A 10,813-nucleotide genomic window follows, 5' to 3' on the forward strand; every position below is an offset into this window, starting at 1 on the left:
GCGCGGAAGGGGGCGGGGTGAGCCGGACGTTCGGCACGTTCGTACCGCCGGGGAGGAGCCCGAGGCCCTCGTCGGCGCGCACCTGGACCGGCCGCTCGCCCGGACCCTCCACTTCGACGCGCTCACGCGCCCGGTGACGCAGGAGCACGTGGACGCGTTGCGCCGTCGGTCCCCGGTGCCGACCGGGAGATCCGCGACCCTGTGGCGCCGCGCCTGGCGCAAGCCCTGGCAGACGGGGGTCCTCGCCGGGGTGACGGGCGCCGTCGTCACCGCCGCGGTGCTCGCCGTCGCGACCTTCCCCGACGTCCGGCCGGCGCTCGCGGCCGCGGCGGTCGTCGCGCCGGCGTTCATCCTGCTCGGGGTCGTCGCGGCGGTCGTCACCGCCCGGCGGCAGCGACGCCGGTGGACGCCGTCGGACCGGCTCGCCGAGTTCGCGGCGGTGAACGGGCTGCAGCCCGAGCCCGACCCGCACGCGAGCCTGCTCCCGCCCGCCGTCACCGCCCCGCCCGCAGCAGCCACCGAGGCCCGGCCCGCGCCCAGGGACGTGCGCCACGTCCTCGTCGTCCGCGGGATCGTCCAGGGCCGGGCCTTCGTGATCGGCACGAGGACGTCGAGGTCGGGCGCGCCCGGGGCGGACGCGGTCCAGCACCTGCGCTGGGCGGCGATCACGAGGGACCCGACCCTCGAGCTGCCGGAGCAGGGGTGGGACACCTTCGTGGCCGGCTGCCGGGAGCTGCTCGGCGAGGGGGAGCTGCTGGTCGACCACGGCGATCGGTGGATCACCGTCGGGCTCGACGACGACGACGCGCGCTCGCTGCGCCGCGTGCGGTCGCTGGTCGTGGCGATCGACCTGCTCCTCGGGCTCGAGGACGCGATCGAACCGACGGACGCGCCGGTCGCGGAGTGACGCCGCCTCACGCCGGACGCCTCACGCCAGACCCTCGTCGTCGAGCTCGAACCGCACCTGACCGACCACCGTCCGGGCGTCGACCTCCAGCGGCATCCCGTCCGGCACGAGGCGCCGCGCCAGCGCGACGACGGCGTGCGCCGACGTCTCGATCGACGTCGGGTACCGCTCGGCCCACGTCGACCACACGACGACCTCCTCGGGCTCGCGGCCCGCGGTCGTGTCGACGTCGACGAGCTCGCCGTCGCGCACCGTGCGCACGAGGGCGGGCGCCCAGGGCACGGCGGTCCGCTCGCCGTCGTGACCGAGGGCCATCAGCGGCAGCAAGGTCTCGCGAGATACCGCATCGACCCCCGGCCTGAGCCGCCGACCAAACCCTGGCCTCGGCCGGGTCACCCACTCCGGGAGGAGGTCCCACGCCGTCCGGCACCGCAGACACGCCTCGGAGTAGGCGTACGGCATGAAGGAGCGCGGGGGGAGCTGCACGTGGGCCACCCGCCAGCACAGGTCGCACACCACCGCCGGGACGAGCCGGCACCCCACGAGCTGCCCGGGCGGTCGGCCGTGCGCGAGGCCGTGCGTGAGGCAGCCGCCGGTGCCGGAGGTCAGCCCGATCACGCGGACGCACGGGCCCGGCTCGGGGTCGCGACGTCGCACGATCCCGACGTCGACGTCCCGGCGCGCCACGTAGCGGAAGCCGACGCCGGGCTCGTGGTCGAGCACGACGTCCTTCGCCCGCAGCCAGTCGAGCCAGTGCCGGACCTCGGCCGTGTCGCGCAGGGGAGCCTCGCCGTCGAGCAACCGCGTGGCGGCGAGCACGAGCCCCCACTCGGGCGCTTCCAGCATCGGCATCTCGAAGGCCCAGGGCACGCGGTCCCAGTCGTGACCGAGGGTGGCGAGGACCGCGTGGGGCAGCACCACCTCGAGGCTCGCGTTGTCGGGGTGGTCGGCGTGGGCCATGGCGATCCGGGGACGACGAGACATGGAGGAGGCTCCTCAGGCTGACGCCGTCGATCACGACGGCGGGACGCGTCTTCCCGCCGCGGGCTGCGGCGGGCGGGTCTTCCTCCGGGAGCACCGTGTCGCGTGACGCGGTTGCTGGCCAGCAAGCCGGAGGGCTTGTCGCTGGGCCTCGTGACCGGGATCGAGTCTGCCACGACGGCGACGACGCCGCCCCCGGCGAGTCCGTGGACCCACCGGGGGCGGCGTCGTTCGTGCGGGTGGTGCGGGTCGTTCAGGTGGTGCTGAGGCTCAGCCCCGCTCAGCCGATGTCGGAGAACCCGGCGTCGTCGTAGCGGTGCAGGAACGCGGCCATCGCGTCACGGTTGATGGGCGCGACGGGCTGGTAGATCGCCGTCCCGTCGTTGCCCTGCCAGCCGGTGGCGATCTCCTCGTGCACGAGCCAGGTGATCTCCTTGTAGAACTGCGTCTGCGGAGTCACGTCCGTGAACGGGGAGGTCGCCGGGGCGGCGAACTCGGGCTCCTCGGCCATCCGGTAGAGGAAGGCCGCCATGGCATCACGCCCGATGGGCTCGAGGGGGCGGAACGAGGCCGTCCCGTCGCCGTTGTCCCACCCGGTGGAGATGCCCTTCTCCGACAGCCATGAGATCTCCTCGTAGAACTGGTCGGAGGGGGCGACGTCGCTGAACGGCGAGACCTCGGGGGCCGTCCACTCCGGCGAACCGGCCTGGCGGTAGAGGAACGCTGCCATGGCGTCACGGGCGATCGGGGTGAGCGGACGGAACTCGCGGGTGCCGTCGGCGTTCTCCCACCCCGTCGAGATGCCGTTCGTGAAGAGCCACTGGATGTCGTCGAAGAACATCGTCCCCTTCGGCACGTCGACGAACGCCGGCAGCGCCTCGCTGATGAGCGCGGTGCCGAACACGGCGGGAGCGCTGATCGTGAGGCTGGCGCCGCCCGCCGTCGTGACCTCGCCCGTGAGGGCGTCGGTGAAGGTGAGGTCCGCGAACTGCTCGGGGATCTCGACCGTCACCTCGCGGTCGGTCGTGCCGTTGTTGTACGCGGTCACGGCCAGGACACCCTCGTGCTCCCGGGCGAGGACGATGAGGTCCTCGTCGAGGTAGATCGGGGCGTCGATGCTGCCACGACGGAGCACGTCGTTGTCGTGCCGCATCGCGATGAGCTCCTGATAGTCCGCCAGCAGCGACTCGTCCGGGCTGCCGCCCTCGTCGGCCCACGGGTAGGTGCGACGGTTCTGCGGGTCCTCGCCGCCCGTGACGCCGACCTCGTCGCCGTAGTAGACCGCCGGGGTGCCCGGGAAGGTCATCTGGAAGAACACGGCGAGGCGCAGACGCTGCTTGGCCTGCTCGATCGTCGTCGCGGACGACGTGGTGCTGGTGTAGCCGAACTCGTGCAGGGCGCGCGCGGCGTCGTGCGTCGAGAGCAGGTTCATCAGCGCGTAGAAGGACTCCTCGGGGTAGGACTCCCGCATGAGCTCGATGTTCTGGTAGACCTCCTGCGCGTCACCACCGTTGGCGTAGTCGATGACGGAGTTGCGGAAGATGTAGTTCATCGTGGTGTCGAAGGTGTCACCGAGGAAGAACTTCGAGGAGTCGAACCAGGTCTCCGCGACCGCGAGGGCGTCGGGGTCGTCGGCCTTGAGGTTCGTGCGCCACTCGCGCCAGAAGTCGTCGCTCACCCATGGGGCGACGTCCATGCGCCACCCGGAGGCGCCGCGGTCGAGCCACGTGGTGGTGATGGAGTCGTCGTTGCGGAAGGCGATGTTCTTCCACGCCTCGGACTCGGCGAGCTCAGGCATCGAGGCGCCGCCCCAGCCCGCGTAGGACTGGCCGTCGAACTCGTACAGGTCGGCCCACGGGGACTCGGGCTGCACGGTGCCGCCCTCGAACGCACCGAGGTCGTCGTAGCGTCCGTAGCGGTCGAAGTACCGGCTGTCGGCGCCGCTGTGGTTGAACGAGGCGTCCACGACGACGCGGATCCCGCGCTCCTCGGCCTGCTGGGTCAGCAGCTCGAAGTCCTCGTTCGTGCCGAAGCCGTTGTCGACCTGGAGGTAGTCGGCCGTGTCGTACTTGTGGTTCGAGCCGGCCTCCATGATCGGCGTCATGTAGAGGATCGTGACGCCGAGCTCCTCCATGTAGTCGAGCTTCTCGGTCACGCCCGCGAGGTCGCCGCCGAAGAAGTCGTTGTTCCAGGTGCCGTCGAAGCCGTCACCGCTGCCGGGGATGGACGGACGGTCGTTCCAGTTCTCGTGGACCTCGACCGGTCCACCGAGGTAGGTGTCCGTGCCGGGGGCGGGGTTGTTCGAGCTGTCGCCGTCGCGGAACCGCTCCGGGAACATGTAGTAGTAGACGCCGTCCTTGGCCCACTCCGGGACGGTGAAGTCCTCGGCGTAGACGGTCTGGCGGTAGCGGCGGATCTGGTCGGCGCTGCTCGGGACGTAGGAGATGACGCCCTCGCCGAAGGTGCCGCGCTCGGCAGTCCAGTACACGGCGCTGTCGTTGTTCATGTAGACGTAGTCGCGTCCGGCGATCTCGAGCTCGAAGTAGTAGCCGTAGACCGCGATCGGGTCGAAGGTGTGGCTGCCGCTCCAGCGCTCCAGGCCGTCGCCGGCCGCGCTGCGAACGAGCGGGACCCGCTCCGCGTCGACGTAGTCGAGCACGTCGGCGTTGCCCTCGAACAGGCGCTTCTCGACGACGAGCGTCGCGCTCGTGACGCCGGGCAGCGCCTCGAGCGAGAAGTCGATGGCCGAGCCCTCCGTGACGGCGCCGAACGGCGCCTTGTCGGCCTCGTCGCGCGAGTCGAACGAGACGCTCTTGGCGATCGCGTTCGTCACGATGACGGGCACGCCGGGGTTGACGAAGGACCTGTCCCTGATCGTCAGCTGGGGCGTGCCCTCGGCCGTGAAGTCGACCTTGGCGGTGTGCTCGCCGGCGAAGGCGAACGTGAGGTCCGCGATCGAGGCGTCCTGCGCGGCGGACGTCAGCGCGAAGGGCTGGTCGGGCTGCACGACGGTGACGTCGCTGCCGGCGCCGAAGGTGGTCTCGGGCGTGGCGGCGTTGCCGACCTTGAAGGAGTAGGTGCCCTCGACGTCGAGGTTCTGGTAGTAGGCGTTGCAGGCCCAGACGAACGGCTCGCTGGCGGCCTGGCCGCCGAGGTCGCCGAGGAGGTCGATCTCGACGTCGCCCCACGGGCTCGTGGTGCACGTGTCCAGGCGCAGCGTCGGGGCGGTCGCGGACTGCGACACGTCGAGCGTCGCGAGGTGCTTGCCCGTGAACGTGTAGTTGAGGTTGCCGCCGCCCGCGGCGAGGGTGAAGGGGGTCCCCGTGGCGGGCTGTCCGGCGCCGCCGGGGCGTCCGAAGTCCGAGGAGGCGGTCCAGCCGGCGTCGGCGACCTTGAAGTCGAGGCGACCGCTCGCGTCGAAGAGCAGCTCGAAGCGGTCGCAGTTGTACACGAAGCGGTAGGACGGCGAGGTCCCCCAGCTGTTCATCCCGCCCCGGAGGAAGAGCTCGCGCTCGCCGTAGGGGTTGGGGATGCAGTCGGCCCGGGCGGCCGAGACCGCCTCGGCGGCGGCGGTGACGGCGGCGGAGGCGGGGAAGACCCCGCCGTCGTCCTCGGGGGTGATGTCGACGGCGTTGACGCCGTCGCTGGTCGGGGCGTTCGGATCGGCGGTGGCGGTGGCCATCACCGACAGTCCGCTCGCGGTCAGGACGAGGGCGACGAGCGCCCCGATCCCACGTCTGGGTCCAGCACGTCTCATCGTTTCTCCTTTGGCGATGACGGCGCCACGCACCCGGACGCCTCGAGGTCAGCCGAGGAGAGGGGTGGGTAGCAAGCAAGCGGCAATGCTTGCGCAAGCGGTTTCAGACTAGGGCGACCCGACGACGTGGCACAAGGGGCTGGCAAGCGTTTCCCTGCGCCGATCTGAACTTTTCCTTGAGGGCAGGCGAAGAGAATCGCGGAGCTCGATCTGCAAAGTACTGCAACAACTTGCGAGGCGTGCCGTCGGACGGCGCGGGCAGACCATCTCGCCTAGCGTGGAGCGCGCCGACGGAAGGACCCCCGTGCACGACGCCCCGAGCACCGACGACCTCGACCGCCCCTTGCTGGAGACCCTGCGCTACGACGCTCTCACCGCCACACCCAGCTCCACCGACGTCGCGCGGGTCCGCGAGCACGCCACGCTCGGCGCCTACGGCCCCGACCAGCTGGCCGCCGTCGACCGGAACGCGCCGAAGCCGCTCACGATGGGGCTGTTCGTCGGCGGGTTGTTCGCCGGGATCCCGCTCATCGTCACGCTCGTGTACCTCGTCCGGGGCGAGGGGGACACCGCGTTCGCAGGCCTGGTGCTGACGGCCGGGATCTTCGTGGTCCCCGGGGCGCTCGGAGTCATCGGCGCGGTCGTCTCCCGCCGGAACCGGTGGCGTCGACACACCCGGGTGGCCCTGTTCGCGGAGGCGAACGGGCTCGGGTTCCGCCCCGTGGCCGACGCCGCGCTCGTCCCGCCCGCGGTGCGGTCGGCCGGCTCTCCCACCGACGTGATGCACGCGGACCTGGTGACCGGACGGGTGCAGGGGCAGCAGGTGAGCCTGGGGGTGCGCACGTCCCGGGTCACGACGAAGGACCCCCAGGAGACCCACCACCTCGTGTGGGCCGCGCTGCAGCTCGACCCGCTCTGGGCCGGACGGGCGACGGGCTGGCACCGCCTCGCCGCGCGCGTGGGCGAGCTCCGGCCGGACAAGACCGAGTTCGACCTGTGGCGGGACGAGGAGTGGGTCGTGGTGGGGTTCACCAGCCAGACGGGTTCGCTCGACGTCGTCCCGGCGCTGATGGCGATGATCGACGTGGCGCTCGCGACGCAGAACGGCGAGGCGGCCTGAGGGGGGCCTCCGCCGTCGCCGTCGCCGCGGGATCGGCCCCCTGGCCCGCCCCCTCTGACCACACCGGTGCTGCGGTGGTTGCGGATGGCGGGTCGTCAACCGCAACCAGCGCAGCAGCGGTGTGGGGTGGGGGAGTGCGGGCGGGCCGCGTGGGCTGGACGCCGCCGGATCAGTCGTAGCCGGGCTCAGGACCGGTCGGGGGTGTCAGCCCGGTCGGGCGCGACGATGAACCCGTCGACGTCGTCGCCCCACACCCGCAGCGCCGTCGACCCGGTGCCCCAGAGCCAGGCGAGGTGGGCGCAGAAGATGCCGTCGAGCTCGTCCTCGAGGCGCTTGAGGTCGACGGGGCGCGACGCCGTCGCGAGCGTCGCGCGGTGCGCCCGCCACCGCGGGTGCCCGGCCAGGGCGAGCGGCTCGAGGGCCTCCAGGTGCGCCATCAGGACGCCGAGCGAGACGCGGCGGTCCTCGATCGTGCGCGTCGACCGCGGCTTGTAGGGAATGACGCGGTCGAGCCCGAAGAGTCCGACCATCGCCGGGTGCGGGTAGACCTCGATGCAGGCAGCGGGCACGACGGCGGCCGAGGTGTCGAGGGAGGGGCGGGCGGTACCGATGCGCCAGCCGAACCGGGTCGCGAGGGTCTCGCCCCGGGGCGGGTCGAACAGAGGATTGGTGCGGTTCGACGGATAGGTGCCGGCGTCGGCGGAACGGTAGGCGCGGGTGAGCTCGCGCTCGACGGGCCGGGAGCCGGTGGCGTTGGGGACGACGAGCGGGGCGTCGACGGCGACCACCGCGAGGTCCGCCAGGTGCGGGGAGAGCCAGGCCGCGACGTCGTCGTCCGAGATCACGGTCGCCGAGTCGATGAGGCGGCCCGTGGCGTCGACGACGGCGATCCCGCTCGCGTTCCGCGCGGACCACGCGAGGTCGAGGCCGAGGTAGCGGGCGCCGGACTCCGTGTCTCTCACGGGACGAGCGTCGCACGACGACGCCGACGCGAGTGGCGCGTTCGGCGCGGTTCGGGCCGCCGATCCGCGCCGGACGCGCCAGTCGTGCGGCGGATCCGCGCCGGACGCACCAGTCGACCGGCCGGACCAACCGCCCGCCTCGACCGCCCGACCTGCCGTGGGGACCTCTCCCCTTGATCCACTACGCGAACAGAGGCAGGCTCGGCGAGGGCCGCCAGGCCCCGACGACACGAGGGAGCACGCCGGTGAGCAGCGAGAACGAGGGAGCACGCCGGTGAGCAGCGAGAACGAGGGGTCGGCCGCCCGTCCGACGAGGCGTCGCGAGGGATGGATCGTGGTGGGCGCGCTGGTGCTCGCCGTCGCGACGTGGCTCGTGATCTCGTACCTGAACGACGACGCGCGCCAGGTGCGTGGCACGGTCGCCTCCTACCTCGCGGCGCTCGAGGAGGGCGACGCCGAGACGGCCGTCGCCCTGATCGCGGGGCGGGGACAGGGCGAGTGCCCGGACCTGCTGACCAGCGCGGTCTACTCGACGGTGGCCGCGCGCCCGACCGACGCGGAGATCACGGACGTCCGGGTCAACGCCGACGACGACGGCCCGGCCGCGAGTGCCTCCGTCTCCTACGCCCGGGGCGAGGACGGCGAGCGGGCGACGGCGCAGCTGACGCTGTCGCGCGACTCGGACGGGTGGCGGCTCGACGGCGACTCCGACCTCGTGCCGTCGCCGACGCAGATCGTGGCGAACGGCCCCGGCGAGGTCTGGGTCAGCGGCGGGTGCGGCGTCGTCGACGGCCGCGTCCTCCTGGCCGAGGCCCTCCCGGGCACGTACGACGTGATCTACCGCGACCCGTTCCGCGTCGCGGAGGCGGCGCCGGTCGAGGTGACGATCCCGACGACAGGCCGGACCGAGCTCGACCCGGCGCCCGCCGCCGAGATCGTCGACACCGTGACCGCGCAGGTGACGGGCTGGGTCGAGGAGTGCCTCGCCTCCGGCTACGCCGGGCCGGTGTGCGGGGAGGAGAGCGTCCCCGCGGACTGGCTCGACGTCACGAGCACGCGGGAGGGGTGGGACCCGGACCTCGGGATGTCCGTCCACGAGGACGGCTGGCACTTCCAGGCGCTCCCGATCCTCGAGGTCGAGGGCACGCTGAGCTGCGAGGGCGACGCCTCTCCGTCGTGCGTGCCCGGTGAGCCCGCCGACGCTCGCGCCTACCTCGTCCTGCGCGGCACGGTCGCGGTGGACGACAGGGGTGCGGTGACGGTCACGCGGACGTCGTGAAGGCGCCTCAGCCGGCGGAGAGGTCCCAGGTCCCTGCGCCCTCCACCGACACGGAGTCCAGCGTCTGACCCTCGGGCACGACGAACACGTGGCAGCTCACCAGGGCGTCCGCCGCCGGGTCGTCGACGACGCCGGGGCAGTCCGCGGCGCTCCAGCCCCCGACGGAGGCGGCCGCGAGCGTCAGGGTCGACGACGTGCGTCCCTCCCAGGCGTCCGCGTTCAGCGCCGGCGCGTCCTCGAACGAGAGCCCCTCGCGGGCGCCGGGCTCCAGGTCGACCCGGTAGTCCACGAGCCAGGGCACGCCGTCGAGGTCGGTGCCGAGCAGGCCGGCCAGCCCGAGCTCGGCGGCGTCGTGGGCGGTCGCCGCCGTCACGGTGAGGGCGACGGCGGGGGCCTCGCCGTCGAGGTCGACCGTGTCGCCGAGCGTCTGCGGCGCGGCGAAGGCGCTGCACGCGCTGAGGGCGACGGCGGAGGTCGCGGCGAGGGCGACGAGGGCGGGCTGGGCGTGGCGGGACGGTGTGGAGCGGAGCATCCCTCCACGCTACGAACTCGACCGGGGGCCGGGGAGCGCAGAATCGACGACTCCCGGACCCCCGCGGCGGCTGCTAGATCAGGGCGGTGACGGCGGTTTCGATGCCGCGGAGCTCGGCGAGGCCGACCAGGCGTCCGATGAGGGGGTAGCCGGGGTTGGTGGTGCGGTGCTGGTCGTCGAGCATCTGGTGGCCGTGGTCGGGACGCATCGGGATCCGGGGACCACCCTGCGGCAGGGCCGCCCGCCGACGCTCCTCCTTCACCAGCGCGGTGATGACCCCGACCATGTCGACATCACCCGCGATGTGATTGCCCTCGTGGAAGCTGCGCGGATCGTCCTCGCGCACCGTGGAGCGCAGGTGGGCGAAGTAGATCCGCTCAGCGAACTCCCCCGCCATCGCGACCAGGTCGTTCTCGGCCCGCACCCCGTAGGAGCCCGTGCAGAACGTCAACCCGTTCGCGACCGACGGCGCCGCCGCGAGCACCTCACGAGCATCGGAGGCGGTGGAGACCACCCGGGGAAGACCCAGCAGCGGTCGGGGCGGGTCGTCGGGATGGATCGCCAACCGCACCCCCAGCTCCTGCGCGACCGGCACCACCGCCTGGAGGAAGGCCGCGAGGTTGGCCCGCAGGTCAGCCTCGGACACGGTGTCGTAGGCCGCGATCGCCGCCCGCAGGGTCTCCAGGGTGTGATGCTCCTCCGACCCCGGCAGCCCCGCGATCACCGTCTCGACCAGCTCGGCGCGCCCGGCATCACCGAGCGCGTCGTAGACCTGCCGCGCCTGCTCCTGCTCGAGGTCGTCATACTCCCGCACCGCCCCGGGCCGCTGCAGGATGAACAGCTCGAACGCCGCGAACGCGTCCTGGTCGAACCGCAACGCCCACGCCCCGCTGGGAAGGCGGTGACGAAGATCGGTCCGGGTCCAGTCCAGGACCGGCATGAAGTTGTAGCAGACCACCTCGATCCCGGCCGCGGCCACCGCCCGCAACGACGCGATCCACGTCGCGACAGCCTCGTCCCTACCCGCGTCGCCGCGCTTGATCGACTCCGTGACCGGGATCGACTCCACCACCGACCACGTCAGCCCGGCCTCCTCGATCAGCGCCTTGCGCTCCAGGACCGCCTCCAACGGCCAGGGCCGGTCGTTGGGGATCTCGTGCATCGCATGCACGATCCCCGTCGCCCCCGTCTGACGGATCTCCGCCAACGTCACCGGATCCTCCGGCCCGAACCAGCGCCAGGTGTGCTCCACAGTCGTCTCCCTCGTCAGCGATC

Annotated in this window: 8 protein-coding genes and 1 riboswitch; of the genes, 3 read left to right on the forward strand and 5 right to left on the reverse strand. The window is 72.5% G+C overall.

Features of this window, described 5'->3' with window-relative positions; genetic code table 11:
- Window positions 1–133 precede the first annotated feature (133 nt).
- Window positions 134–907: a hypothetical protein gene (locus C8046_RS11935; RefSeq protein ID WP_146197148.1), complete on the forward strand. Its 774-nt coding sequence runs from the start codon at window positions 134–136 to the stop codon at window positions 905–907.
- Window positions 908–928: 21 nt separating this feature from the next.
- On the opposite strand, the gene C8046_RS11940 is transcribed toward C8046_RS11935, so the two are convergent.
- Together C8046_RS11940 and C8046_RS11945 are read right to left on the reverse strand one after the other, a co-directional pair.
- A complete protein-coding gene (locus C8046_RS11940; RefSeq protein WP_146197149.1) occupies window positions 929–1,891 on the reverse strand; it encodes a hypothetical protein in 963 nt (320 codons plus the stop codon).
- Window positions 1,892–1,932: 41 nt separating this feature from the next.
- Window positions 1,933–2,047, reverse strand: a riboswitch (SAM riboswitch).
- Window positions 2,048–2,168: 121 nt separating this feature from the next.
- Window positions 2,169–5,645 (reverse strand): alpha-amylase family glycosyl hydrolase, encoded by a 3,477-nt coding sequence (locus C8046_RS11945; protein WP_109229638.1) that lies wholly within the window; start codon window positions 5,643–5,645, stop codon window positions 2,169–2,171.
- 304 nt (window positions 5,646–5,949) lie between these two features.
- Here C8046_RS11945 and C8046_RS11950 point away from each other — a divergent pair, with 304 nt between their 5' ends.
- Window positions 5,950–6,765: a hypothetical protein gene (locus C8046_RS11950; RefSeq protein WP_109229639.1), complete on the forward strand. Its 816-nt coding sequence runs from the start codon at window positions 5,950–5,952 to the stop codon at window positions 6,763–6,765.
- A gap of 185 nt (window positions 6,766–6,950) precedes the next feature.
- Here the strand turns inward: C8046_RS11950 and C8046_RS11955 are convergent, their stop codons facing one another.
- Window positions 6,951–7,727: a DUF429 domain-containing protein gene (locus C8046_RS11955; RefSeq protein ID WP_158277207.1), complete on the reverse strand. Its 777-nt coding sequence runs from the start codon at window positions 7,725–7,727 to the stop codon at window positions 6,951–6,953.
- 274 nt (window positions 7,728–8,001) lie between these two features.
- Here C8046_RS11955 and C8046_RS11960 point away from each other — a divergent pair, with 274 nt between their 5' ends.
- Window positions 8,002–9,006: a hypothetical protein gene (locus C8046_RS11960; protein ID WP_158277208.1), complete on the forward strand. Its 1,005-nt coding sequence runs from the start codon at window positions 8,002–8,004 to the stop codon at window positions 9,004–9,006.
- 7 nt (window positions 9,007–9,013) lie between these two features.
- On the opposite strand, the gene C8046_RS11965 is transcribed toward C8046_RS11960, so the two are convergent.
- Together C8046_RS11965 and uxuA are read right to left on the reverse strand one after the other, a co-directional pair.
- On the reverse strand, window positions 9,014–9,538 hold the full coding sequence (locus C8046_RS11965) for a hypothetical protein (RefSeq protein WP_109229642.1): 525 nt from the start codon (window positions 9,536–9,538) through the stop codon (window positions 9,014–9,016).
- A gap of 73 nt (window positions 9,539–9,611) precedes the next feature.
- A complete protein-coding gene (gene uxuA / locus C8046_RS11970; protein WP_109229643.1) occupies window positions 9,612–10,790 on the reverse strand; it encodes a mannonate dehydratase in 1,179 nt (392 codons plus the stop codon).
- Window positions 10,791–10,813: the final 23 nt, after the last annotated feature.

The sequence above is a fragment of the Serinibacter arcticus genome, from assembly GCF_003121705.1.
In the GTDB taxonomy this organism is placed as follows: Bacteria; Actinomycetota; Actinomycetes; order Actinomycetales; family Beutenbergiaceae; genus Litorihabitans.